The following is a 24,343-nucleotide window of genomic DNA, read 5'->3' on the forward strand; positions in this document are numbered from 1 at the left end:
CCTGAGGCAATTGTTTCGATAAATTATTTTACTGCACTTATACCGGGAGCAACGCACGGATGGCGTGCTCTGGTGTCGAATGGTATCCTTGCCAAGTTAACCATGAAGGATTGTATGAAGTTCCCAACAAAAGCAAGCGCAATAAATCCCGCAACGATCGCCGGCGCCGCCGCGCTGGCCCTGGCCCTGGCGCCGGCCGCACAGGCGCAGGACATCATTAAAATCGGCCACGTGGCCGCCACGTCGGGCCCGATCGCCCACCTGGGCAAGGACAACGAGAACGGCGCCCGCATGGCGGTCGAGGAGCTCAATGCCCAAGGAGTGGTCATCGGCGGCAAAAAATACAAGATCGTGCTGCAGGCGGAAGACGACGCCGCCGATCCGAAGCAGGGCACGGCCGTCGCGCAAAAACTGGCCGACGCCGGCGTGCAGGGCGTGATCGGGCACGAGACGTCCGGCACCACCATTCCGGCCTCGCGGATTTACCACGACGCCGGCATCCCGCAGATTTCGCCGTCGGCCAGCAATCCGCAATACACGCGCCAGCGCTACAACACCGCCTTCCGCAACATCGCCAACGACGAGCAGCTGGGCGCCGCGCTGGCGCGCTACGCCGTGCAAAGCGTCAAGGCCAAGCGCATCGCCGTCATCGACGACCGCACCGCCTACGGCAAGGGGCTGGCCGATGAATTCATCAAGAACGTCAAGCGCGGCGGCGCGGCGTCCGGATCGGCGATCGTCTCGACCCAGTTCACCAACGACAAGGCCACCGACTTCAGCGCCATCCTCACGGCGATCAAGGCCACCAAGCCGGATATGATTTTCTTCGGCGGCATGGACGCGGTGGCCGGCCCGATGCTGCGCCAGATGAAGCAACTGGCGATCCCGATCAAGTTCATGGGCGGCGACGGCATGTGTTCGGACTCGGTGCCGAGGTTGGCCGGTGACGCCATGAGCGACGGCCAGGTGATTTGCGCGGAAGCGGGCGGGGTCGAGCCGTCGCAGGAAAAAGGCATGGCCGATTTCCGCGTGGCGTACAAGAAGCGCTATGGGATCGAGGTGCAGACGTACGCGCCGTACACCTACGACGCGCTGATGACGATGGTGGCGGCGATGCGCAAGGCCGGCTCGCCGGAACCGGCCAGGTATCTGCCGGAGCTGGCCAAGATCCAGTACAAGGGCGTGACCGGCAATATCTCGTTCGACGCGCGCGGCGACGTGCGCGATGGCGTGCTGACGATTTACACGTTCAAGAACGGCCGCCGCGACAAGCTGGCGGTGGTCAAGTAAGGAGACACGTAGGGCGGATTAGCGAAGCGTAATCCGCCATGCATGCGCCGCCGGCGGCCCAAGATGGGGGCTTACGCGCCCGGTGGCGGACCGCCGCCCGGCCCCGGCCCGCCCGGCCCCATGCGCGGACCGAAACCGCCGCCTTCGCGCTCCGTCGAGCCGCCGGCGCCGCCGAAGCGGTACGACAATCCCAAATAAAACACCCGCCCGTCGAACCGGCGCGTGCTGGTCTCGCGCAGCGTCGCGCTGTTGATCACCGTTTCCATCTTGTTTTGATTGAACACGTCGGTGACGGTGGCCACCAGGCTCAGTCGCGGCGTCACCGCCTGGCGCGCGCTCAGGTTGAGGGTGCGGTTCGGCGAGCGGTAGCCCTGGCCCGACAAGGTCTTGCCCATCATCTGCAGCGCCATCTGCAGCTGGGTGGCGGCGCTGAGCTGGTAGTTCAAGCGCACCCGCCCGCTCAGCGAATTGGCGGTGCGCGTGCTGTAGGCGCCCGTGTCGTCCTGCGTGCGTTGCTGGCTGCGCGCCAGGTTGCCGCTGCCGTTGATCGTCAGCGTGGGCAGCAGTTTGCCGCTGATCGTGAATTCCAGCCCGCTGGCGTGGCTGCCTTCGCCGTTTTGCTTGGTGGTCAGCAGCACGTTGTTGGCGATGAAGTAGCGGTAGTCGACGATGGCGTCGGTGTCCTCGCGGTAGTAGGCGCGCAGGTTGGTCTCCAGGCCGGCCACCTTGGTCTCGTAGCCCACCTCGAACGAATCGGTCTTGGTCGGCATCAGCTGCGGATTGCCGGCCGAGACGTTGAATTCATCGCGGTAGACCTGGTAGGGATTGAGGTCGTTGGCGCCGGGGCGGCGGATGCGGCGCGCGTACGCGAAGCGCAGGTTGGCCGTGTCGTTGACCTTGTAGGTGGCGAACAGGCTGGGGATGAAGTTGACGTAGCTGTTCTTGTCGTCCGTGCCGCTTGTGATCTGGCGGATGTCCATGTCGGTGTATTCGGTGCGCAGGCCGGCCAGCGCGCCCCAGTTCTCGCTCAGGCGCATCTGGTAGGAGCCGTACAAGGCGAACACCGTCTCGTCGACCTCGAAGCGGTTGCTGCGCGCCGGGTTGACGATGGCGACCGATGTCAGCGGATCGATATCGGTGTACAAGGTGTCGAAGGTGCTCGTGGTGCGGGCCGCCTTGTAGCCGGCCTTGGCCGAGCCGCCCCACAGCGGGCGCTCGTAGTCGCCGGTGAAATCGACCACCTTGATGGTGGTGTCGCTGTGCTGGAAGGCGCGCGTGTCGGCGATGCCGGGCGTGGTGTAGTCGTTGGCGTAGTTGCTGTCGTTGTCGTTGTCCGACGACGACACGCGCAGGTCGATCTTGAGCGTCTCGCCGGGCAGCTCGCCCTTGTGGTCGTAGCGTCCGCCCCAGCTATAGTTCTTGCTGTCGCCGTTGCGCACCGTCGAGCGCGTGTAGTCGCTGGCCGGGATGAAGGCGGTGGCGCCGTTGGCGTAGACGTCGGTGGCGCGCTGGTCGTTGCTGCGGCCGTTGTAGGTGGCGCTGGCGGTCAAGGTGTCGGTCTGGTTGAGGTTGTAGCTCAAGGTGCCGTTGGCGCCCAGCATGTCGTTGAGGCCCTTGCCGACCGACGACTGGCTGCTGTGGACGAAGCGGCCGGTGACCGGATCGAGGCGGTCGCGGCTGACTTCGGCGGTCGAGTCGCGGCCGTCGTGCCGCACGTTGAGGCCGCCCTGGAAGCCCCAGGCGCCCTCGTTGTAGCTGCCGTTGACGGCGCTGTTGTAGCGGCCGTCCTTGCCGGCGTTGGCGTTGACGGTGGCAAAGCCGCCCGGCTTGCGGTTGCGCCGCATCACCAGGTTGAGGATGGGGCCGCCGCCGCCCTCGTTGCCGAACTGGGCGCCGGGGTTGTTGATGACCTCGACCGATTCGATATCGTCGGCGCCCATGGCCTGCAGCGCGGCGCCGCGGTTCTCGCCCTGCAGCATGGCCGACGGCTTGCCATCGACCAGGATCTGCACATTGGTGCTGCCGCGCAAGGAGACGGTGCCATCCGGATCGACGGCCACCGACGGCACGTTGTTGAGGGCGTCGGCGGCGGTGCCGTTGGTGCTGGAGACGTCGGATTTGACGTCATATACCTGGCGGTCGATGCGGTTGGTGGGGCGTTCGCCGGCGACGGTGACGGAGGGCACGACGGCCGCTTCCTTCGGTTTCGCCGTGACCGGCTTGGTGTCGGCCGTGGTTTGGGCCAGCGCGCCGAGCGGGGCGGCCAGCAGCACCCCGAGGGAGCCGCCGGTCAGGCACTGGGACAGGAGTTTCTTTTGTTTCTTTTGCATTATGCTGGCGGGCCGCCGGGCGGCGCCGTCTTATTCGACGTTGGAAGCCTGCTATTTTACAGAAGGCCGCCGCCAATTATTTCCATTTACAAATCTTTACCAATATGAAGCTTGCGTGAAGGACGGGCCTGGGCTAGGCGGCAACGGCCCGGCGTGCCGGTCCCTCCTTCGGCATACCCGAACCGGTGCCCGGCGCGATAAAATGGTGCCAAGGAGAATGACTATGGCACAAGGTATTGCACGCATCGGCAGGGATACTTATCAGACGGCGATCGAGGTCGGCGGCCACGCGCTGACCGGCGACGAGCCGGCCCGCAACGGCGGTGCCAACACCGGCCCGGCGCCTTACGATTTCGTGCTGGCCGGGTTGGGCGCTTGCACCGCGATCACGCTGCGCATGTACGCCGACCGCAAACAGTGGCCGATGGAGGCGGTGGACGTGGCGCTGCACCTGGCGCCCGACGCCGACGGCGCGCTGCGGATCAAGCGCGTGCTGACCTTCCACGGCGCCCTCGACGCCGATCAAATCGCCCGCATGGCGGAAATCGCCGAGAAGACCCCCGTGACGCTGACGCTCAAGGGCGGCGTGCGCATCGATACGACCGTCGGCTGACACACCCCGTCCACCATCCCGCTGTTGAACCAGATCAGGGAATCTGTCGGCCTGAAGTGGAACCAAATCGCGCTTCGCCTCGTCTAACCGTGGCAAGTTGAGCCATACCGATGGTTTTTGTTCGATTTGATGTTCTTACCCAAGGGCTTGATATGAACCTGACTACACATCTGGCGGGACTGTTCGGCGTCGCCGCCAGTCTTGGCGCGTCCGCCGCGCCGCAAGCGGCCGACACCGGCATCATGCAATTTCCCAACGTAACGCTGGCCGCGCAGGCGCCGCCGGCGCAGGGGCGGGCGGCGCCGCCGGGCGGCGGCGCCATGGCCTACAAGGACCCCGCGACCGGCAAGCTGACCGGCCCCACGCCCCAGCAGGCGGCGGCATTGGCCGGCCCGCCCCGCGCCGCCGCCACCGCGGGCGCCACGCCGAGGCCGTCGCTCAGGCGGCTGCCCAACGGCGGCGTCGCCATCATGCTCGACGAGCGCCACCAGCGCCACGCCGTCGCGCACAAGGATGCCGACGGCAAACTGGGCGAGACTTGCGAACCGGCAGGCCAGGCGGGAGGCCATGATGAAAAATAAACTGATCGCCATCTGCGGCGCCTTGGCCATGCTGTGCTGCTCGGCCGGCTGGGCCGCCGCCACCCTCACCATCGTCAACGGCGATCCGGCCGGCGTCGGCTTCAACGATCCGACGCCGGTGGCGCCCGTCGGCGGCAACGCCGGCACCACCTTGGGCGCGCAGCGCCTCAACGCTTTCCAGGCGGCCGCCAGCATTTGGGGCGCGACGCTCGACAGCAGCGTGCCGATCCGCGTGCTGGCGACCTGGGAGTCCCTGGCCTGCAACGATACCGGCGCGGTGCTCGGTTCGGCCGGCGCGTTGCAGGTGTTCGCCAATTTCCCCGGCGCCCCGCAGACCAACGCCTGGTACGGCGAGGCCGAGGCCAACAAGTTGACGGGCGTCGACAACGACCCCGACACCCCCGAGATCCGGGCCCGCTTCAACGTCAACCTCGGCCAGCCGGGATGCCTGACCGGCTTGCCGTTCTATCTCGGCCTGGACAACAACCATGGCGACAACGTCGATCTGGTGGCGGTGTTGCTGCACGAGTTCGGGCACGGCCTCGGCTTCCAGACCTACACCGACGACGCCACCGGCGAGCTGCTGCAGGGTATCCCCAGCATCTGGGATTACTTCCTGCTCGACAATTCCACCAACAAGCTGTGGAAGGACATGAGCGACGCCGAGCGGGCCGCGTCGGCCACCCGCGCCGGCCGGCTGGTCTGGAACGGCCCGGTCGTCACCGACGCGGCGCGCATCGTGTTGCGGCCCGGCACGCCGTTGCTGACGATCCTGTCGCCGGCCCGCGTGGCCGGAATCCAGCGGGTGGGCGTGGCCCAGTTCGGCCCGCCGCTGGCCAGTCCGGGCGTGACCGGCGAGGTGATGCCGGTGGTCGACACGCCGCCCGACACGGGACTGGCCTGCACGCCGTTGGCGCCGGCCAACGCGCGCGCGGTGGCCGGCAAGATCGCGCTGATCGACCGCGGCGTGTGCCCGTTCGTGGACAAGGTCAAGAATGCGCAGAACGCCGGCGCCATCGGTGTGATCATCGTCGACAACGCGCCCGGCTCGCCGCCGCCGGACCTGGGCGGCGACGATCCCGCCATCGTCATTCCGGCCGTGCGCATCACCTTGGAGGACGGCCGGGCGCTGAAGGCGGTGCTGGCCACGCGCTCGCGCACCCGTTCCGGCCTGGTCGCCAACCTGGGTGTGAATCTGGCCGTGCGCGCCGGCACCGATCTGGCGGGCAGGGTGCTGATGTACGCGACCGACCCCAATCAGCCAGGGTCGTCGGTGTCGCACTACGACATCAGCGCCATTCCCAACCAGCTGATGGAGCCGGCGATCAACCAGGACCAGCCGCACGCGGTCGCACCGCCGCGCGACCTGACGTATCCCTTGCTGCGCGACATAGGCTGGTGATCGCGAACGCGCCGGCCGGCCGAAACCGCCGGGCGGTGCGTTGGCGTACATACCAACATGGCTGCCTTGTCTACTCTTTCAGCAGTCCCGCTGAATAGAAAGAGTGTCATGGCAGCCCCGAAAAACAAACAAATCAACGACGTCCTGCGCAAGGTGTTCGGCATGGAGTCGCTGCGCGACGGCCAGCGCCACGTCATCGACAGCGTGCTGGCCGGCCAGGACACGCTGGCCGTCATGCCCACCGGTAGCGGCAAGTCGCTGTGCTACCAGTTGCCGGCGCGGCTGATGAAGGGCGTGACGGTGGTGGTGTCGCCGCTGATCTCGCTGATGAAGGACCAGGCCGAGAAGCTGGAGGAGGCCGGCATCGCCAGCGCCGCGCAGATCAACAGCAGCCTGTCGCGCGGCGACGAGCTGGCGGCGCTGGAGGGCATCGAGAGCGCCAACAAGGACATTATCTTCTGCACGCCGGAGCGGCTGGTGACGCCGGACTTCCTGGCGCTGCTCAAAAACAGCGACATCGCGCTGATGGTCATCGACGAGGCGCACTGCATTTCGCAATGGGGCCATGATTTCCGCCCGGCCTACCTGGAGATCGGCGCCGCCCTCAACGCGCTGGGCCGCCCGCCGGTGCTGGCGCTGACGGCGACCGCCACCGACGAGGTGATCGCCGACATCCGCGCGCAGCTGGGACGCCCGCGCATGGCCGTCATCAACACCGGCATCTACCGCCCCAATCTGCACTACCGCGTGCGCCAGGTGACCAATCCCGGCGAGAAGTGCGCGCAGGCGCTGCAACTGGTGCGCGAGACGGCCGGCGTGGGCATCATCTACGCCGCCACCGTCAAGGCGGCCGAGGAAATGCACGAGATGCTGCGCAACGCCGGCGAGAGCGTGACGCTCTACCACGGCAAGCTGAAAGCGGCCGAACGCAGCGAAAACCAGAACCTGTTCATGAGCGGCGAACGCCGTGTGATGGTGGCCACCAACGCCTTCGGCATGGGCATCGACAAGACCGACACGCGCTTCGTGATCCATCTGCAGGTGCCCGCCAATCTGGAGGCCTACTACCAGGAGTCCGGCCGCGCGGGGCGCGACGGCCTCGATGCCGAATGCACGCTGCTGTACTACCACGCGGACAAGCGCCTGCAGCAGTTTTTCCTGATCAAACACTATCCATCGGCCGAGGAGTTGAGGGCGGTGTACGAGGCGGCCGCCGCGTCGGAACAGCCGACCTTCACCGAGGCCGACCTGAAGCCGCGCCTGGAGCAGCTGCCCGCCAGCCAGTTGAAGATCTGCCTGAAGATGCTCAAGGATGGCAAGCTGTTAAACCGGAACAGCAAGCTGGCCTACCTGCTGGCGAAACAGCCGAAAGGCCCGCCCAAGGCGGCGGACTTCGAGCGGATGGCGCAAGTGTATGTGGACAAGCATGAGCGCGACCGCGAGGGGCTGGAGCAGATGGTGGCCTACGCGCAGAGCGGCTACTGCCGCTGGAAGCTGCTGCTGGATTACTTCGGCGATCTGGCGCCCGGCTTCGAGCGTTGCTGCAAGTGCGACAACTGCCTGTCGCCGCCGTCGATCCAGGAAAGCGGGCCGCTGCTGGCGGGCGAGCCCGAACCGGTAGCGCCAACGCCGCCGCTGCCCGGGTTGTTGACCGCTACGGGATCAGTTCAAACAGCAGCAGCTGCGTGACCTGGTCCTTGCCGAAGTTATCGTCCGAGATCAGCACCACGCTGGCGTGGCCGTTCGGCAGCGCCGGTCCCAGGGAGATGCCTTCCAGGTTGTCCACCCGCGGCATCTTGAGCTGGTTCAGGTCCAGCACCAGGCGCTTTTTCAGCATCGTATAGGAGGCGCCCTTGAGCGTGGCCAGGTTCTGGATGTCGCTGGCGCCATCGGTGCTGATCTCGTAGATGCGGACGTAATCCTGATAGCTGCCGTCGTCGGCCTGGACGCCGGAGCGTTCCATCGCTAGCAGACGGGTGTCGCTCAGGGCCAGGATCTCGGAGATGCCGTTGTCGGCGAACTTGCCTTTGCCGGGGACGGCGGGAATCGGTTCGAGCGGGTAGGCGAACTGGCCGAGCACCTTGCCGTCGCGGGCGAAGCGCGTGATGCGGTTGACGGCGCCGGTTTGCGGATTGGGCAGCGGGCCGTCCTGGATCATCGGCCCTTCCATCGACACCCATAGCGTTTTGCCGTCCGGGGAAAAGCTCAGCCCCTCGAAACTCTGGTTGTTGCGCGGGCCGGATTTGCCGTCGGCGGGGACGTCGAACATATCCGGCAGCGGCAGCTCCGACATGAAAGCGCCATCGGGCTTGGCCTGCCGCACGAACGGCGGCAAGCCGGCGGGGGCGTCGCCCTCGCTGGTGTACCAGATGCTTCCGTTCTGCGGATCGACCCGGATCGCTTCCAGATCGGGCACCACGCCGCCATGCCGCCTGAAGTTTTCCTTCGACGGATAGGCTTTGCCGTCCGGTTGCAGCAGCGTGACGACACTGGTCAGCTCGACCGACTTGAACGACTTGTCATCGTACGCGAGCCGCGCGCGGTAGTAGCGGGCCGGATTGTGCTCGGAGCGGTCGTCGGAGATCATCACCCAGTCGCCATGCACGGCGTCGTAGTCGATGCCGGACAGGCCGCCCACCATCGTATCGCGGAACTGCACGCGCCACGGCAGCCGCTGCTCGCCGATAAGGCGCATCGACGAGACGGTATCGGGCGTGGTTTTGGCAGTCGGCAGCTGGGCGCAGCCGCCCAGCGCCAGAAGCAGGGAGAGCGAGCCGGCCAGGGTTCGGAGGGAGCGGCGCGAGGGGTTTTGGGCCTTCATATTCTCTTGTCGTAAGCAGCAAACCCAGCAGTATAACGTGAGCCGGTGCTAGCCCCGCCGAACGCGCGCCATCAGGCCCGCCGCGAGCGCCAGCAGGACCGCGATCCACGCCGCCAGCGCCGCCAGTTGCGCCGGCGCGGCGGGCGCCTCCACCAGCGCCGCCGAGGCACTGAAGCGCGGCACCCGGTCGAAATCGCGGAAGCCGTAGCCGCCCAGGCAGGTGGCGGGGCAGGGGTGCTGTTCGTCGCCCAGCGCCGCCAGCTGGATCGCGCGCTGGAAGTAGTCGCGCAGCCGCTGCTGGTGGCGCCGCACCTCCGCCATGAATTGCTGATGGCGCCCGCCGTCGTTGCCGGCGATGGCCGACAAGGTTTGATACACCAGCGTCACGGGGCTCAATACGATCGCCTGGTCGAACAGGTTTTGCTGGCGCAGCCTGGCCTGCTCGAACTGGCGCTCGACGCCGGCCATGACCCGCTCCAGCTCCTGCGCGCGCTGCAGCCGCGTTACGGTCGACGATACCTTGGACAGCGGCGTGGCGGCCGGCTTCCATTCCGGATGGCTGTCGTAGAAGCGCGCCAGGCTGCCCAGTTTATCGGCGTTGACCTGGTCGCCGGCGTCGCGCAAGGCCTGGACGTAGCGCTCCCGCACCGGCACCGGCGCCCCCAGCTGGATCGCCGCCGTCATCGCGCCGGGCAGCAGCACCGCCAGCATCAGCCAGGCGCCGAAGCCGGCGAAAGCGGCCGTCATCCGGTTGCCGCACACGGCGCAGATGACGATGGTGACGGCCGCCCAGAACATCGAATACAGCAGCACCACGCCGGCCCATGCCGCCAGCGCGGCCAGGCCGGCGCCGTCGGCACTTATCGCGCCGGTGGCGAGCGCCGCGCCGCCGGTGGCCAGCACCAGCAGCAAGCTGGCGGCCAGCGTGCGCGCCGTGACCTGCGCCGCCAGCATGCGGCCAAGGCGTACTCCTTGCAGTTTCAGGGCGCGCAGCCGGTGGCTTTCGCGGTCCTGCGTCAGCACGGAGGTGCACAGCGCCAGCAGGATCAACGGCCACAGATAGACCACGAAGAACATCAGGTCGAAACGGCCGACCGCAAGGCGGCCCGGATGTTCGATCTCCAGCGCGGTGCGTGTCGATTCCATCGATTCGGCGCGCACGCGGACGTAGGCCGGCAGCAGGTCGGCCTGGCCTATCGCCAGCGCGGCGCCGGCCACGGGAGGCTTGCCGGCGAATCCGACGTGTTCGCGAAAGGCGTAGCCGCGCACATCGATCGGTGTCCGGTACCATTGCAGCGCGCTGAATTCGGGCGCCGCCGGGTCGGCGAAGTAGCGCCGCGCCAGCGCGATGGCATCGGCGCGGGCGGTGATTTCCTGGGCAGTGGCGGCGGCCACCGCCTGGCGCTGGTGGCGTTCGAAGCGCGATCCTTCGAACAGGCCGAAGCCGGCCAGCGCCAGGGCGGCCAGCAGCAGCGCGACGGTGCCGCGCTCGCGCAGCTGGCCGCGCAAATCGTAAGCGATCAAGGTGAACATCTGTGTCATCGTAAGTTTCCGCTGCGGAGATGGCGCAAGCCGGCGCCGCACAGCAGCAGGCTTGCGATGAAGAGGGCGATCAGGGGCAGGCCCTGGCGCAGTGCCAGCGCCTTCAGGTCGAGCGCCGCGAAGGTGAATCTGAAAGTTGGCACCTTGTCCCACAACGCTTGGTCGCCGTCGTGGCGCACGCCGTCGCGCTCGGGATGCTCGGTGATCGCCTGGTTCAGCACTTCCTGGATGCGGCGCCGTTGCTGCTCCGCGCCGTCGATGAACTGCAAGTGGTGGTTGGTGTCGCTGCCCGCCGCCGCGCTGGACAACCCGGCCATCGCCACCGCCGGCGACAGCCAGCCGGCCAGCGCCGAGGCGTCGCTTTGGCGCCGCATGGCGTCGAACAGGCGGCCGTAATGTTCGTCGAAGATGCGGTCGCCGTGGTGTTCGCCGCGTTGCAGGCTGATGCCGGCCCAGTTGACCGGCAGGTCCTTGACGTCCTTGACGCCGTATTCGCGCAGCAGTTGCTGCTTGTCGCGATTGGCCTGTTCGGGGTCGTCGGGCATGCCGAGCGCCGCATCGAGGCCGGCGCGGAACTGCTGCATGGTCGGCAGCGGCGCCGCCATTTGCGACAGTTCCACCGCCGCGCGCGGGACCACCAGCGTGGTCGCCGCCCATAATCCGATCAGGATGGCCAGGCTGGCGCGCAGCGTCGGCGCGCGCGCCGAGACGGCGGCGATCAGCGCGGCCCAGGTGCACAAATAGATCAAGTAGCCGACGCCGAACAACGCCATGCGCATTACGCCGTCGCTGAACGGACTGCGCGCCTCCAGCGTCCATTCCAGCACGCCGACGGCGACGCAGGCCGGCAGCACCAGCACCATCGCCAGGCAAAGCAGCACGGCGCCGCGCGCCAGCGCCAGGGCGCCCAGCGGCGCGGCGTTGATGCGCAGCGCGGCGAGCGTGCCCCGTTCGCGCTCCGCCGCGAACATGCCGAAGCCGAGGAAGATCATCGCCATCGGCGCCAGCACCTGCAGCACGAAGGCGGGATTCAGGCGGAACTGGCGGGTGACGCCGGGTTCGTCGTTGGCGGGGCGGTACACCAGTTCATTTTGCTTGTGCGCCTCCAGCCACACGCTGGCGCCGACGTAGTGCTCGACGCCGGGGTCGAGCGCGGCCAGCGCCGACAGCGGCTTGAACACGTAGACGCCGTAATGGGCCGCCGCGTGCGGGTATTTTTTGCCCTGCTGCGACCAGCGATGTTGCTCGGCCTGTTGCGCGACGGCGCGGCCATCGAGCGTGGCGCGCAGCTCCATCGACGACAACAGCGCCGCGCACGCGGCCAGCGCCAGGCCGACGCCAACCACCAGCCACACGCGCCAGTCGCGCCGTCGCTCGCGCCAGTCGGCCTGCCAGGCGCCGTGCAGCGCCCGCAGCCAGCCGCGCGGGCGGTGCCGGTCCAGCGCCTCAGGCGCGGCCGGCGAGGATGCCAAGGTAATTGCGTTCAAGTTCGCCTGCATTCAAATCTCCCAATTTCCATTCACCGGCCAGGCGGCCGCCCACCAGCATGCCGCAACGGTCCGCCAGCTCCTGCGCCCGAAACAGGTCGTGCGTCGCCATCAGCACGGCGGCGCCATCGTCGGCCAGCGCCCGCACCAGCGCGCCGAAGGTCACGCTGGCTTCCGGATCGAGGCCGGAGGTCGGCTCGTCGAGCACCAGTACCTGCGCGCCCTTGGCCAGCGCCATCACGATCCCCACTTTTTGCCGCATGCCCTTGGAATAGCCGGAGGCCAGCCGGTGCCACGCGTGTTCCGGCAGCCCGGCGCGGTCCAGCAGGGCCTCGATCTCGTCGCGCCGGGGCTTACCGCCCAACAGGCGCATGAAGAATTCGACGTTTTCGACACCGGTGAGGCGTTCGTACAGCGCCACGTTTTCCGCGATGTAGGCCGCATGCCGGATCGCCGCCTTCGCGGGCGGCAGCGTGGAGCCGGCCAGCCGGATGGTGCCGGCGTCGGCGTCCACAAACCCCAGCAGGCAGCCGATGGTGGTGGATTTGCCGGCGCCGTTGGGGCCGAGCAGCGCGTAGATCTCGCCTTCCTTGACTTGCAGGTCGAGCCCATCGACCACGGTCCTGCCTTCGTAGCTTTTGCTCAGTTTTTCAATGTGTATCATCCGTGCTCCCTGATTGGCCTTAGAAGGCGTAACGCATTTCCGCGAACAGCGTGCGCCCCGGATAGGGATGCATCTGATAGGCGTGATAGTTGGTGACGTTGTCGATACCGACGGCCAGTTCGGTGCCGCCGGCAGGTTTGAACAGCAGCCGCGCATCCAGCTGGCTGACGCGCGAGATGGCGCCGTAGACGTCCGTGTTGTAGTCCGCGTTGTTGGTTTCGTTGAACTGCGCGCCGGAATAGCGGTAGGTCGCCGAGGCGCTCCACGTCGCGCCCGGGGCGTAGGTCAGCGTGGTTGCCGAGCGCACGCGCGGCACGCGGGTCCAGTTCTTGCCCACGGACGGTTGGTAATTGGCGTTTTCCAGTATCGTCGATTTGCTGAAGGCGATATTGGCGTCCGCGCTGAGCCCCGGCACGCCCAAGCGGTCGACTTGCGCCACCAGTTCCAGCCCGCGCGTGCGCACCCGGCCGACGTTTTGCACGTTGGTCACGTTGGGGAAGACGGTCAGATTGAGCTGGCTCCAAATGGCGTCGCGCACGTCGTCCTGGAACAGCGAGGCGCGCAGCGTGCCGAAGTCGTGCCGTTGTTCGCCCATCAGTTCGAGCGCGTTCGAGCGTTCCGGTTTCAGATTCGGATCGTTGACGACGATGGCGCTGCCGACGGCGGTTCCCTGGAACAGTTCCGCGACGGTGGCAAAGCGCGTGCCACGGCCGGCCGACAGCCGCAACGTGGTGTCGGCCGCCACGTCCCAGCCCAGCGAGAGTTTGGGCGACCAGGCCTGGTCGCTGCGGCGCGGGTAGTTCAGCGCGGTGCCCGGTGCGCGTTGCGCGCCGTTGGTGGCCTCCCACGATTCCGCGCGCAGGCCGAACGTGGCCTGCCAGCGCGGCGCGAAACGCCACGCGTCCTGGCCGTAAAGCGCCACGATGCGCGTCTCGCCGCCGATGAACTGGGTCTCCGGGCCGTCGGCATCGCGCCAGTCGGCGCTGGCGCGCGTCGATTGTTTGAGTTTGTAGTCGTCCGCGTGCAGGCCGACGGCCAGCGTGTGGGCGCCGCCGGTCCAGTCGCCGGCCGTGGGCGAGTAGGTGGTTTGCAGATCGACGGAATTGAAGCCGCTGCCGTCCCGCACCACTGCGTTGCCGGCGCCGCGGGCGGCCGCGAACGGATCGGCGCTGCCGGCGTTGCGCTGCACGTCTTCCATGATGCGGTAGGCGCTGGCCGACAGGCTGGCGTTCCAGCCGGCGCCGTTGCGGGTCTTGACGGTCACGCCGCTCTGGGCGTGGCGTTCGTCGCGCGTGTAAGGGGCGAAGGCAGCCACCGGCAGCACGAAGACATTGGCGCCGTCGGTGACGCGTCCGGACCAGACGGTGTTGCCGGCGGCGTCGCGCAGGAAGCTTTGATTGCGGGTCACGCTCTCGTTGCTCCACCAGGCGATGAAGCCTTCCGCGCTGACGGTCCGATTGAAGTCGTAGCCGAAAGTGGCTTTGGCGGTGTTTTGTTTGGTGTGGTCGATGGCGCCGGCGTTGGCGCCGAAAATCGCCCGCGTGGTGCCGAACGGGCCGTTGTCGTAGCGGATGCCGGTGACCGGCGTCGCCGCTCCCGCGCCCGCGCCGGCCGGCGTGGCGAAGACGCCGGCGCCATTGGCGGTGGCGGTGTAGTAGCCCATTGGCTGACTGGTCGAGTCCTGATGGTTGACCATCAGCTTGTACCACAGGCCGGACGCCAGCCGGTCGCCGATCAGCGCCGAGCCCTGGTAGTTGCGGTAGTGGTCTTTGAGGCCGTACTGGTCGAAGGACTGGTCCTGCATCGCCATCCGCACCGAGCCTTCGAATTTGGTCGGGCGGCTGGTGGTGATGGCGATCGTGGTGCCGATCGAGTTGCCGGGATAGAGGGCGGAGAAGGGCCCATACAGAACCTCGACGCGGCTCATTTCCTCCGGCGCGATCATGTTCCAGCGCGGCGCGTCGAAGCGGCCGAGGAAGTTCGACAGCAGGTAGCCGTCCATCGTGACGAGCGCGCGCGGCGCCTGCGTGGTGGAGAAACTGCGCCCGCCGACCAGCGCGTTGCGGTCGCCGCTATAGCGCTTGCGGATGGTCATGCTGGGCATGTTGCGCAGCGCGTCCTCGGGATTGAAGATGTTTTGCTGCTGCCGCAGTTCCTCCTGGGTCTTGGTGACGCTGGTGACCGGCAGGTCGGGATCGAGGCTGGCGCGGGTGCTGTTGATGGTGACCGTTTGCATGGCCGCGTCGGCGTCGGTTTCGTCCGCGTTGGCATATGCGCACGCGGACAGGGCGAGCGAGATCGCCGCGGCCAGCGGCCGTGTTGTTGTTTTCATTATGAGGGAGCGTAAAAAGGGATCAGGCGGGTTCGGGTTCGGCGTGTGCTTCGTCTTCCCGGCTCCAGTCCGGGAACGGATCGGCGTAGCCGCGCCATGTCAGCATGCCGGCGGCGAATTCGACGTCGGTGAGCACGCAAGCGTTGAAGGCCGCCTCGATGGCGGCGCGGTCCATGCGGCGGCCGATAAATACCAGCTCGTTGAGCCGGTCGCCATACGGTTCCTCCCAGATCGCTTCGATCGCCTGCCGGTCCGGATCGCCCGGCGACGGCCAGTTTGCACTGTCGCTGGCGGCCCACCATTGTCCGACCGGCTCCACGGCGGCGATGCGGCCGGCGCGCGAATACGCGACCGCCCAATCCGGCCGGCTGGCGAGCCAGATGTAGCCCTTGGCGCGGATCAGGCCCGGTAGCGCCTCGTCGAGGAAGGTGTTGAAGCGGGCCGGATGCAGCGGCCTGCGGTTGCGCAGCACGAAGCTGTCGATGCCATATTCCTCGGTTTCCGGCGTGTGATGGCCGGCCAGCTCGCGCGCCCAGCCGGCCATCTGGCTGGCTTTTTCCAGGTCGAATTTGCCGGTGCCCAGTATCGTATGCAGCGGCACGCTGCCTTTTTCCGCGTGGATGATGGTGGCCGTCGGGTTCAAGGCCTTGATGACGGCGCGCACCTCCGCCAGATGTTCCGGCGAGACCAGATCGGTTTTGCTGACGACGATGACGTTGGCGAACTCGATTTGCTCGGACAGCAGCGCGGCCAGCGTGCGGTCGTCGCCTTCACCGGCTGTTTCGCCGCGCTGGGCCAGGAAATCGGTGCTGTGGTAGTCCTTCAGCAGGTTGAGCGCGTCCACCACCGTGACCATGGTGTCGATGCGGGAGATGTGATTGAGCGAGTGGCCGTGTTCGTCCTCGAAATCGAAGGTGGCCGCCACCGGCATCGGTTCGCCGACGCCGGTCGACTCGATCAGCAGATAGTCGAAGCGGTTTTCGGCGGCCAGTTTGCGCACCTCCAGCAGCAAATCCTCGCGCAAGGTGCAGCAGATGCAGCCGTTGCTCATCTCGACCATTTTCTCCTCGGTGCGGGACAGCGCGGCGCCGGCGTTCTCGGCGCCTTTGCGCAGCAATGAGGCGTCGATATTCACTTCGCTCATGTCGTTGACGATGACGGCCACGCGCAAGCCTTCGCGGTTGGCCAGCACGTGATTGAGCAGGGTGGTTTTGCCGGCACCGAGAAAACCGGAAAGCACGGTGACGGGAAGCCGGTAATCCGGATGGCCGGAGCGGGAAGGAATAGACATGTGGACAGCTCGCTGAAAAGGCGCGGACGCGCAGGGTTGTGCAGGATTGTTAATGCAATTGAGTTGCATAATAAATCCGTTTGAAAGTTAATGCAACCCGGTTGCATTAACTATTTTCCCGTCGTTTTACTTTTTCGGTGCGCAGTGCGGGCAGGTGCCCTTGATGAGGAAGTCGATTTCCTGGCTCTGGAAGCCATCCGGCAGCTTGATTTTTTTCGGCAGCGCGACATCGGTGAAGCAGGTCACTTCTTCGCATTTGGTGCACTGGAAGTGCGCGTGTTCGTGCGAATGGTGGCCGGCGCCGGCGCTAAAGCGCCAGACCTGGTCGGCGCCGGCGATGCGGTGCACCAGCTCATTCTCGGTCAGCCATTCGAGCACGCGGTACAGCGTGACCGAATCGAGCGCCTCGCCGGACAGATGGTCCTGGATTTCGTGGTGGGTCAGCGACTTGTCCTGACCCAGCAAGAAGTCGAGCACAGTCACGCGCTGTCTGGTGACGCGCGCGCCGGTGGCGCGTATCAGCGTTTCTGCCTGGTCTGTGGTGGAGGTTTGCATCATGCCGCGATTTTACCAGTTCCGGCCGGGCGCCGCATATCCGGCCGGAGCGGTCAATCAAAGCTAACCACTGCCACCAACAATGGCTTACCTAAGAGACACGTAGGGCGGATTAGCGAAGCGTAATCCGCCACGCTCCGTCGGCGACGTGCTATCCCAGCACGATGGTAGCCAGCAATGTCAGGCCAGCGCCTCGGCCGGGCCGAAGAACTCGTAGTGGGTTTGCGCCGCCGGCACGCCCAGTTCCAGCAGATGCGATTTGACGGCCTTCATGAACGGCGTCGGCCCGAGGAAGTAGGCGTCGACGTCGCGCGTGGCCGGCAGCCATTCCGCCAGCTGCTGCCGATTCAGATAGCCGGTGGCATGCGGCTGGGGGCCGGCGTCGCTGGCGCTCTCGTAGCAGTAGAAGCGCCGCAGCTGCGGATGCTCTTGCGCCAGCGCGTCGACCTGGTCGCGGAAGGCGTGCACGCCGGCGTGACGGGCGGCGTGGATGAAATGGACGTCGCGGCCGGTGGACAGCGCCGTCGTCAGCATCGCCAGCGTCGGCGTGATGCCGACACCGCCGCTGATCAGCACCAGCGGCTTGTCGCCGTCCTTCAGCACGAAGTCGCCCGACGGCGGGAACAACTGGACGCTGTCGCCGACGCTGACCTGGTCGTGCAGGAAGTTCGACACCACGCCGCCCGCTTCGCGCTTGACGCTGATGCGGTAAGTGGCGCCGTTGCCGGCCGCCGACAACGAATACTGCCGGCGCGCCTCCTCACCGTTGATGGTGACGGCTATGCCGATGTACTGGCCCGGTTTGTGGGCGACGACGGCGCCGCCGTCGGCGGGACGCAGGACGAAGGAGGTGATCTCGTCGCTTTCGGCTTCTTTGGACACGACCTTGAATTCGCGCGCGCCCGTCCAACCGCCCGGCGCGCGGGCGTTTTCGTCGTAGACGCTTTGCTCGGCGTCGGCCAGGATGGCGGCCAACTGGCCGTAGGCGGCCGCCCAGGCGTCGATGACGGCGTCGGTCGCCACCTCGGCGCCGAGCACCTCGCGGATCGCCTTGAGCAGCGAGGCGCCCACCAGCGGATAGTGCTCGCGCTGGATCTGCAGCGACACGTGTTTGTTGACGATGGTCGACACCAGCGGTCCCAATTGTTCCAGGCGTTCGATATTGCGCGCATACATCAGCACCGCGTTGGCCAGCGCGCGCTGCTGGTTGCCGTCCTGCTGGTTGGCCTGGTTGAACAGCGGCTTCACCTGCGGGAAGTCGCGGAACAGCGTCAGGTAGAAATGGCGGGTCAGCGCCTCGCCGCCTTGTTCCAGGATGGGGACGGTCGCGGTGATGATGGCTTTTTGTTCTGCGCTCAGCATGGTGGTCTCTCGTTGTTGGGAAGTGGTGATTTAAAGAAGTATAACGTATGAATGTTTAAAGCGGATGAGTCATTTTGTCCAACTCGCCGCTAGCCGATGAGAATGAGAAGTGTTATCATCTTCGCCTTCGACGCCAACCTACCACGCTTATGTCCGATTTCGCCTTGTCCGCCGCGCGCCCTGGAGCGCATTTCCCCCTGACCGCGATGGCCGCGGCGATCGCGCTGCTGGCGGCGCCGGTCGCGCTGCACGCCCAGGAGGCCGCCGCGCCGATCGAATCGATCCAGGTCACCGGCAGCTGGCTCGGTTCGGGGCTGCAGAACAGCGTGAAAAACTTCCCCGGCGCGCGCACCGTGGTCGGCAAGGAGGAGATCGAGGATTCCGGCGCGCTCGACATCGGCGACGTGCTGCGCCGCATCCCTGGCGTGCAGGCGACGGATAATTCGGGCACGGCCGGCAGCGCCATTTCGCTCAACATCGGCGTGCGCGGGTTGACCGGACGCTACTCGCCGCGCTCGACCATCCTGCTCGACGGCATCCCGCTGGCGGTGGCGCCGTACGGCCAGCCGCAACTGTCGTTCGCGCCGGTGAGCCTGAACAACATCGAATCGATCGACGTCGTGCGCGGCGGCGGCGCGGTGCGCTACGGCCCGCAAAACGTCGGCGGCATCATCAACTTCCGCAGCCGCGCGATTCCGGACGGCCCCGGTGTCAGCGGCGACGTCTCGGTGCGCTACAACGACTTCAGCGAGGTCGGCCACAGCCGCCAATACAGCGCCTTCGTCGGCGGCACGCTCGACAGCGGCCTCGGCGTCGCGCTGATGTATTCGGGCATGGACGGCTCCGGCTGGCGCGTGGGCAGCGACGAAAAGGTCAACGACGTCGCGCTCAAGTTCCGCTACAAGATCGACCCGCAAAGCGAGGTGTACGGCAAGCTGACGTACTTCGACGTCAACTCGCGCACTCCCGGCGGCCTGACGGTGGCGCAATACAACGCCAACCCGTTCCAGAACACGCGCCCGACCGACTTCTGGAATGGCGACCGCAAAGGCGGCGACGTCGGCTACCTGAACACGTTGTCGGCCACGCAGGAGGTCGAAATCAAGGCGTACTACAACGAAAGCTTCCGCCAGAGCGCGCTGATCAACGTCGCCCGCACGCAGCTGACCTACCAGCCGCGCAACTACCAGGTGCTGGGCATCGAACCGCGCTACACGCAGCGTTTCGCCGCGTCCGGCATGACGCACGACGTCACGGTCGGCTACCGCTTCCTGCGCGAGCGGGGCGACGACAACAACTACGTGCGCAACGTCGCCACCGGCGTCGACGGCGCCACCGCCACTTTCGACAACAGCACCGACGCGCACGCGGTGTATGTCGACGACCGCATCGCGCTGGGGGCGTGGCGGGTCACGCCGGGCGTGCGCTACGAGCGCATCCGCTCGCAGCGGGATGACATCGCCGGCCACAACACCTTCGAATCGAACAACAACAAGGCGCTACCGTCGCTCAACGTCGCCTATCTGGTCAACCGGGCGCTGACGGTGTTCGCCAACTACACGACCTCGTTCGGACCGGTGCAGAACACGCAATTGAACTCGCAGACGCCGTCCAATCCGCTCAAGCCCGAGCTGGCGAAGACGGCCGAAGTGGGCGCGCGCTGGAAGAGCGCGGCCGTCGGCGCCGAGGTCACCGCCTTCAAGCTCAAGTTCGACAACCAGATCATCCAGGTGCCGGGCATCACGCCGGCCACGTTCCAGAACATCGGCGCGACCAACCATGAGGGCATCGAAACGGCGGCCGACTACAGCTTCCGCGACGGCGCGCTGGCCGGCCTGAACGTCTACGCCAACTACACGTACACCAAGGCGATCCAGGAATCGGGCGCGACGTCGGGGATGGATGTGCCGTTCTACTCGCGCAACACGGACACGGTGGGCGCGCGCTACCGGGTCGGCGCCTTCACGGCCAATATATCGAGCACCCACCAGGGCAAGCAATACTCGGACGCCGCCAACACGGTGGCCGAATCGGCCAACGGCGGCGTGGGAGAGATACCGGGCTTCCGGCTCTGGAACGCGCAGCTGGGCTGGAAGCTCGCGGGCAAGCCGGGCTACGAGATCATGGCCGGCATCAACAATCTGTCGGACAAGCGCTACTACACGCGCAACGTCGACGGCAACGCCGGCCGCATGGTCGGCGCCCCGCGCACCGCCTACCTGCAACTGCGCGCCACCTACTAAAGCAACTCCGGGGTCAGGTCCACCATTTCTACACGGCCTCGGCGCTACTATCTCTTTTGCGGCCGTGCGTTCCAGTTTTTTACTGCGCGGCTCGCGGTTGTGGGTGAAATTTTGAAGTGATGCGCTATCTCTTTGAATGAATAGGCGTTGCTGGCGTAAGCGTGCGCCATTGCTTCGTCGCGGTTGGCGTGCTGGTCTTGGTAGGCCTGCAGCGATAGTGCCTGAGTCCCCCGTTGGGAGCGCGATATCCCGCTCATGTCCGGTGCCGGATGGGTTACTTTTACGCGTTCGATGAAGTTGTCGTCGCCCAGCAGCAGCTGATTCCTGGTGCCGGATAGGGGACTCGCGACGCCGACGCCATCGAGTACAAACTGCCTGTATGCCGACACCGCGCTGGCGTGCTCGTCGCCGAATTTTTTCAAGGTGAAGGTCGTGTCCAGCCAACTAGGCGGAGGCGCGCTGCCCAAGGTGAGTTGATAGCTGCTCCAGGGCCAATGCGCCGCGTCGGCAACCAGCTTGGCGCGCACCGGATTGAGCACGATGTATCGCGCTAACTCCAGCAGGTAGCTCTCCTTCTGGACCAGAATCGCATGGTATCGTCCCTGGAAAACGTGGCCCACCAGATCGTGGCGACGGTTGAAATATTGCGCGTAAACACCGTTCAGCTGCCGCATCCCGTCCGACAAATTGCCGTCGATAGTTTCCAAAAGAAGGTGGTAGTGGTTGGTCATCTGGCAAAAAGCATGGACCACGTAGTTTGCTTGCGCGCAGACATCTGCCAGCGTTTGCAGCCACACCGCACGGTCGGTGTCGTCCAGATAAATATTCACTTTACGATCGCCTCGCGAGGTGATGTGGTAAAGCGCGCCTGGGTATTCGATTCTGAGGGGCCGGTTCATTTTGTGACGATAGCCAGACCTCCGCCGCCGCGTTTGCGACGGATCAGTTACCCAGCGATTTTTCAGCATTCCGGCCCGCGCGCCCGCGATAGCGATGAGCCCGTGTAGAAATGGTGGACCTGACCCCGGAGTGCGTAGGACAAAGATGACATTTTGCAATGTTCATAACCTACATTGGACTACAAGGTGGTCCTATACCGACGAGTTAGCCCTGTGGCTATAGTGTCATCAACGGTGCAGCAAATTGGCCACCGCGATCCACACGACATCATTCGAAGGATCAACAAGACACTTGAGGCAGATACCATGAACGCTTTCGATACCACTTCCGCAACTCGCTCCATCAACGTTGGCGCCGCTCCGCAACCGATCAGCCTGATCGGCGCGCAACAGAACGATTTGCTGCGCGCGCTGTCGCGTGACGATCTGCTGGCCCTGTTCAGCGATCTGGAATTGGTTGCGTTGCCGGCGGGTAAGCACCTGTTCGATTATGGCGACAAGGTCGAGTACACCTACTTCCCGACCAACGCCATCGTGTCGCTGCAGTACGTGATGGAGGACGGAGCGACCACCGAGATCGCCGTCGTCGGCCGCGAGGGCGTGGTCGGCGTGGCGCTGTATCCGACCGAGCGCGCCAGCTATTCGGCCGTCGTCGAGGCCGATGGCTATGGCTATCGCCTGCGCACCGAAACCCTGCGCGAAGCGTTCTATGCCGGCGGTCCGCTGGCCCAGCAACTGATGCGCTACACCAGCGCCATGTTCGCCCAGTTGGCGCAAAGCGTGGCCGGCAGCCGCCACACCAGCATCGAGCAGAAGCTGTGCCGCTGGTTGCTCGAACGCCTGGACCGCTCGATGACCAGCGAACTCAAAGTGACGCAGGAAATGATCGCCAATATGCTGGGCGTGCGCCGCGAAAGCGTGACGGGCGCGGCAGGCAAGCTGTCCGAAGAGGGTTTGATCACGTACCGTCGCGGCTGCGTGACGGTGCTGGATCGGGCGGGAATGGAACGCCGCGCCGGAAGCTGCTACCAGGCAAGCCGCAACAAGGCGGCGCAGGTCGAACAGCGGGCGGCGTGAAACAAGGTGTGATTAATTAGTGCAGGACGCGGGAGGCGGGCGGATTCACCAGGAATCCGCTGAACTCCACCCGCGCGACAGGACGGGCGGCCAAGTGATCGAGCTTGCGCTGCACCAACTTATGCCAGGCGCTGGCCCAACGGGCGGCCAGTTGCGACTCCTCGGCCGAACGCGCGTACAGCGTTCTTTCCACAGCGATTTTCTGTCTGTTCAGGGCGCGGGTGGCGGAGGTCAGAGTAGTCATGGCGGTATGTCTTACGGGCAAGTGGTTGAGAAGTTCGCAAGCTTATTTTGCCGCGCTCGCCGCTTTTTGAATGTGCGCCAGTTCACCCATAACGCCGAGAAAACGAACTCTGCCGTGTAAAATACGCGCACTGTTGCGTTTTCACCTCTTCTTTCCTCCTTATGTGGTCATCCAATCTTTCTAAAAATGCATTAGCCGGTCTGACCACGTCCTTTGCTTTAGTTCCAGAATGCATCGCTTTCGCGCTGGTTGCCCACCTCAATCCGCTGACCGGGCTGTATGGCGCCTTCTTTATTTGTACGTTGACGGCCGTTTTCGGCGGCCGCCCCGGCATGATTTCCGGCGCGGCCGGTTCGATGGCGGTCGTCATCGTCGCGCTGGTGGCCCAGCACGGCCTGCAATATTTCCTGGCCACGGTTGTCTTGAGCGGGCTGATCATGTTGCTGTTCGGCGTCCTCAGGATGGGGAAACTGGTCAGCATGGTGCCGCATCCGGTGATGCTGGGCTTCGTCAACGGCCTGGCGATCGTCATCGCCTGGTCGCAATTGCAGCATTTCAAGGCCGACGGCCGGTGGCTGCACGGCGCGCAGTTGGCCTGGATGTGCGGCCTGGTGGCGCTGACGATGCTGATCGTCTATTTCCTTCCCCGCTTGACCAAGGCGGTGCCGCCGGCGCTGGTGGCGATCGTCGGTGTCGGCCTGCTGTCGGAGGGCTTGCACCTGCCGGCGCGCACGCTGGGCGACATGGCGCAAATCGCCGGCGGCCTGCCGGTGTTTCAAATTCCCGCTTTGCCGATGACGATGGAGACGCTGCACATCGTGCTGCCGTACGCCTTGCTGATGGCGGTCGTGGGCCTGCTGGAAACCCTGCTCACCTTTAATCTGACCGACGAGATCACCGAAACCCGGGGTTTGCCGAACCGCGAATGCGTGGCGCTCGGCGCCGCCAACGTCGTCTCCGGCCTGTTCGGCGGCATGGGCGGCTGCGCGATGATCGGACAGACCATGATCAATCTGAGCTCCGGCGGCCGCACGCGCGTTTCCGGCGCCGTCAGCGGCATCATGATTTTATTGTTTATATTGTTTTTGTCGCCGCTGATCGAGCGGATTCCGCTGGCCGCGCTGGTCGGCGTGATGTTCGTCGTGGCGCAGCAGACGTTCGCCTGGGGCTCGCTGCGCGTGCTGGGCAAGGTGCCCCGGCATGACGCGCTGTTGATCGTGGTCGTCACCTGCATCACCGTCGCGACCGACCTGGCGGTGGCGGTGCTGTGCGGGATCGTCATCGCCGCGCTCAGTTTCGCCTGGCGCCATGCGCGTGAAATCCGCGCCGACGTGGCCGAGGGCGCCGACGGCGTCAAAACCTATACGCCGCACGGCACCTTGTTCTTCGCCTCGATCGCGCATTTCAACGATTTGTTCGATCCGCCGGGCGATCCGCAAAAAGTGGTGCTCGATTGCCGCTATCTGCGCCTGGCGGACCACTCGGCGGTGGTGGCGGTGTCCACGCTCCACGAGCGCTATGCCAAGGCCGGCAAGGCGCTGGAAGTCCAGCACCTGTCGAAGCGATGCGAATTGCTGCTGCATCGCGCCGGCGTGGTGGTTACCGCCTGA

At 65.8% G+C, this 24,343-nt stretch carries 19 protein-coding genes; 8 read left to right on the forward strand and 11 right to left on the reverse strand.

Translation table 11 applies throughout. From position 1 onward, the window contains the following. Positions 1 to 114 precede the first annotated feature (114 nt). A complete protein-coding gene (locus JOD97_RS00670) occupies positions 115 to 1,290 on the forward strand; it encodes a branched-chain amino acid ABC transporter substrate-binding protein (protein WP_209712719.1) in 1,176 nt (391 codons plus the stop codon). A gap of 71 nt (positions 1,291 to 1,361) precedes the next feature. Here the strand turns inward: JOD97_RS00670 and JOD97_RS00675 are convergent, their stop codons facing one another. Then, positions 1,362 to 3,620, reverse strand: a complete 2,259-nt coding sequence (locus JOD97_RS00675) for an outer membrane beta-barrel family protein (RefSeq protein ID WP_209712720.1) — start codon at positions 3,618 to 3,620, stop codon at positions 1,362 to 1,364. 223 nt (positions 3,621 to 3,843) lie between these two features. On the opposite strand from JOD97_RS00675, the gene JOD97_RS00680 reads away from it, so the two are divergent. The 4 genes from JOD97_RS00680 to JOD97_RS00695 all read left to right on the forward strand — a co-directional run bounded on the left by JOD97_RS00680 (position 3,844) and on the right by JOD97_RS00695 (position 7,905). Then, complete coding sequence (locus JOD97_RS00680) at positions 3,844 to 4,233, forward strand: OsmC family protein (protein ID WP_209712721.1); 390 nt, start codon at positions 3,844 to 3,846, stop codon at positions 4,231 to 4,233. Between the two features lie 152 nt (positions 4,234 to 4,385). Further along, on the forward strand, positions 4,386 to 4,814 hold the full coding sequence (locus tag JOD97_RS00685; RefSeq protein WP_209712722.1) for a post-PEP-CTERM-1 domain-containing protein: 429 nt from the start codon (positions 4,386 to 4,388) through the stop codon (positions 4,812 to 4,814). After that, positions 4,801 to 6,216, forward strand: a complete 1,416-nt coding sequence (locus tag JOD97_RS00690) for a PA domain-containing protein (RefSeq protein ID WP_209712723.1) — start codon at positions 4,801 to 4,803, stop codon at positions 6,214 to 6,216. The genes JOD97_RS00685 and JOD97_RS00690 overlap by 14 nt, the downstream gene beginning before the upstream one ends. A 108-nt stretch (positions 6,217 to 6,324) precedes the next feature. Further along, positions 6,325 to 7,905, forward strand: a complete 1,581-nt coding sequence (locus JOD97_RS00695) for an ATP-dependent DNA helicase RecQ (RefSeq protein ID WP_209712724.1) — start codon at positions 6,325 to 6,327, stop codon at positions 7,903 to 7,905. Here JOD97_RS00695 and JOD97_RS00700 read toward each other — a convergent pair. The 8 genes from JOD97_RS00700 to hmpA all read right to left on the reverse strand — a co-directional run bounded on the left by JOD97_RS00700 (position 7,871) and on the right by hmpA (position 18,270). Continuing rightward, the gene (locus JOD97_RS00700; protein WP_209712725.1) at positions 7,871 to 9,037 is read right to left on the reverse strand and encodes an esterase-like activity of phytase family protein; all 1,167 of its coding nucleotides are present in this window, start codon (positions 9,035 to 9,037) and stop codon (positions 7,871 to 7,873) included. The genes JOD97_RS00695 and JOD97_RS00700 overlap by 35 nt on opposite strands. A 48-nt stretch (positions 9,038 to 9,085) precedes the next feature. Next, the gene (locus JOD97_RS00705; RefSeq protein WP_209712726.1) at positions 9,086 to 10,579 is read right to left on the reverse strand and encodes a DUF3526 domain-containing protein; all 1,494 of its coding nucleotides are present in this window, start codon (positions 10,577 to 10,579) and stop codon (positions 9,086 to 9,088) included. After that, on the reverse strand, positions 10,576 to 12,078 hold the full coding sequence (locus JOD97_RS00710) for a DUF3526 domain-containing protein (RefSeq protein WP_209712727.1): 1,503 nt from the start codon (positions 12,076 to 12,078) through the stop codon (positions 10,576 to 10,578). Before JOD97_RS00710 ends, JOD97_RS00705 begins: the two co-directional genes overlap by 4 nt. Further along, on the reverse strand, positions 12,026 to 12,730 hold the full coding sequence (locus JOD97_RS00715; protein ID WP_209712728.1) for an ABC transporter ATP-binding protein: 705 nt from the start codon (positions 12,728 to 12,730) through the stop codon (positions 12,026 to 12,028). The genes JOD97_RS00710 and JOD97_RS00715 overlap by 53 nt, the downstream gene beginning before the upstream one ends. Before the next feature lie 19 nt (positions 12,731 to 12,749). Continuing rightward, positions 12,750 to 15,062 (reverse strand): TonB-dependent receptor, encoded by a 2,313-nt coding sequence (locus JOD97_RS00720; protein WP_209712729.1) that lies wholly within the window; start codon positions 15,060 to 15,062, stop codon positions 12,750 to 12,752. Positions 15,063 to 15,084: 22 nt separating this feature from the next. Then, the gene (locus tag JOD97_RS00725; RefSeq protein WP_209712730.1) at positions 15,085 to 16,353 is read right to left on the reverse strand and encodes a GTP-binding protein; all 1,269 of its coding nucleotides are present in this window, start codon (positions 16,351 to 16,353) and stop codon (positions 15,085 to 15,087) included. 126 nt (positions 16,354 to 16,479) lie between these two features. After that, the gene (locus JOD97_RS00730; protein WP_209712731.1) at positions 16,480 to 16,911 is read right to left on the reverse strand and encodes a Fur family transcriptional regulator; all 432 of its coding nucleotides are present in this window, start codon (positions 16,909 to 16,911) and stop codon (positions 16,480 to 16,482) included. A gap of 177 nt (positions 16,912 to 17,088) precedes the next feature. Next, positions 17,089 to 18,270 carry an NO-inducible flavohemoprotein gene (hmpA, locus tag JOD97_RS00735; RefSeq protein WP_209712732.1) on the reverse strand — a complete coding sequence of 394 codons (1,182 nt, stop codon included), beginning with the start codon at positions 18,268 to 18,270 and terminating at the stop codon, positions 17,089 to 17,091. Between the two features lie 206 nt (positions 18,271 to 18,476). Here hmpA and JOD97_RS00740 point away from each other — a divergent pair, with 206 nt between their 5' ends. Next, positions 18,477 to 20,513, forward strand: a complete 2,037-nt coding sequence (locus JOD97_RS00740; protein WP_209712733.1) for a TonB-dependent siderophore receptor — start codon at positions 18,477 to 18,479, stop codon at positions 20,511 to 20,513. 47 nt (positions 20,514 to 20,560) lie between these two features. Here JOD97_RS00740 and JOD97_RS00745 read toward each other — a convergent pair whose 3' ends face one another. Beyond that, a complete protein-coding gene (locus JOD97_RS00745) occupies positions 20,561 to 21,481 on the reverse strand; it encodes a transposase (protein ID WP_373999763.1) in 921 nt (306 codons plus the stop codon). Between the two features lie 237 nt (positions 21,482 to 21,718). Between JOD97_RS00745 and JOD97_RS00750 the strand changes: the two genes are divergently transcribed. Then, a complete protein-coding gene (locus tag JOD97_RS00750; protein WP_209712735.1) occupies positions 21,719 to 22,489 on the forward strand; it encodes a Crp/Fnr family transcriptional regulator in 771 nt (256 codons plus the stop codon). A 16-nt stretch (positions 22,490 to 22,505) separates the two neighbouring features. Here the strand turns inward: JOD97_RS00750 and JOD97_RS00755 are convergent, their stop codons facing one another. Continuing rightward, a complete protein-coding gene (locus JOD97_RS00755; RefSeq protein WP_209712736.1) occupies positions 22,506 to 22,733 on the reverse strand; it encodes a hypothetical protein in 228 nt (75 codons plus the stop codon). Positions 22,734 to 22,894: 161 nt separating this feature from the next. Here JOD97_RS00755 and JOD97_RS00760 point away from each other — a divergent pair, with 161 nt between their 5' ends. Then, positions 22,895 to 24,343: a SulP family inorganic anion transporter gene (locus JOD97_RS00760; RefSeq protein WP_209712737.1), complete on the forward strand. Its 1,449-nt coding sequence runs from the start codon at positions 22,895 to 22,897 to the stop codon at positions 24,341 to 24,343.

This window comes from Duganella sp. 1411, from assembly GCF_017833525.1.
GTDB lineage: Bacteria > Pseudomonadota > Gammaproteobacteria > Burkholderiales > Burkholderiaceae_D > Rugamonas.

Coding starts and splice junctions, on each gene's coding strand:
- JOD97_RS00745 (WP_373999763.1), bottom strand. CDS start 21,481: ATGCTGAAAAATCGCTGGGTAACTGATCCGTCGCAAACGCGGCGGCGG.
- JOD97_RS00720 (WP_209712729.1), bottom strand. CDS start 15,062: ATGAAAACAACAACACGGCCGCTGGCCGCGGCGATCTCGCTCGCCCTG.
- JOD97_RS00695 (WP_209712724.1), top strand. CDS start 6,325: ATGGCAGCCCCGAAAAACAAACAAATCAACGACGTCCTGCGCAAGGTG.
- JOD97_RS00675 (WP_209712720.1), bottom strand. CDS start 3,620: ATGCAAAAGAAACAAAAGAAACTCCTGTCCCAGTGCCTGACCGGCGGC.
- JOD97_RS00680 (WP_209712721.1), top strand. CDS start 3,844: ATGGCACAAGGTATTGCACGCATCGGCAGGGATACTTATCAGACGGCG.
- JOD97_RS00740 (WP_209712733.1), top strand. CDS start 18,477: ATGGCCGCGGCGATCGCGCTGCTGGCGGCGCCGGTCGCGCTGCACGCC.
- JOD97_RS00755 (WP_209712736.1), bottom strand. CDS start 22,733: ATGACTACTCTGACCTCCGCCACCCGCGCCCTGAACAGACAGAAAATC.
- JOD97_RS00730 (WP_209712731.1), bottom strand. CDS start 16,911: ATGATGCAAACCTCCACCACAGACCAGGCAGAAACGCTGATACGCGCC.
- JOD97_RS00685 (WP_209712722.1), top strand. CDS start 4,386: ATGAACCTGACTACACATCTGGCGGGACTGTTCGGCGTCGCCGCCAGT.
- JOD97_RS00725 (WP_209712730.1), bottom strand. CDS start 16,353: ATGTCTATTCCTTCCCGCTCCGGCCATCCGGATTACCGGCTTCCCGTC.
- JOD97_RS00760 (WP_209712737.1), top strand. CDS start 22,895: ATGTGGTCATCCAATCTTTCTAAAAATGCATTAGCCGGTCTGACCACG.
- JOD97_RS00705 (WP_209712726.1), bottom strand. CDS start 10,579: ATGACACAGATGTTCACCTTGATCGCTTACGATTTGCGCGGCCAGCTG.
- JOD97_RS00715 (WP_209712728.1), bottom strand. CDS start 12,730: ATGATACACATTGAAAAACTGAGCAAAAGCTACGAAGGCAGGACCGTG.
- hmpA (WP_209712732.1), bottom strand. CDS start 18,270: ATGCTGAGCGCAGAACAAAAAGCCATCATCACCGCGACCGTCCCCATC.
- JOD97_RS00670 (WP_209712719.1), top strand. CDS start 115: ATGAAGTTCCCAACAAAAGCAAGCGCAATAAATCCCGCAACGATCGCC.
- JOD97_RS00710 (WP_209712727.1), bottom strand. CDS start 12,078: ATGCAGGCGAACTTGAACGCAATTACCTTGGCATCCTCGCCGGCCGCG.
- JOD97_RS00750 (WP_209712735.1), top strand. CDS start 21,719: ATGAACGCTTTCGATACCACTTCCGCAACTCGCTCCATCAACGTTGGC.
- JOD97_RS00700 (WP_209712725.1), bottom strand. CDS start 9,037: ATGAAGGCCCAAAACCCCTCGCGCCGCTCCCTCCGAACCCTGGCCGGC.
- JOD97_RS00690 (WP_209712723.1), top strand. CDS start 4,801: ATGATGAAAAATAAACTGATCGCCATCTGCGGCGCCTTGGCCATGCTG.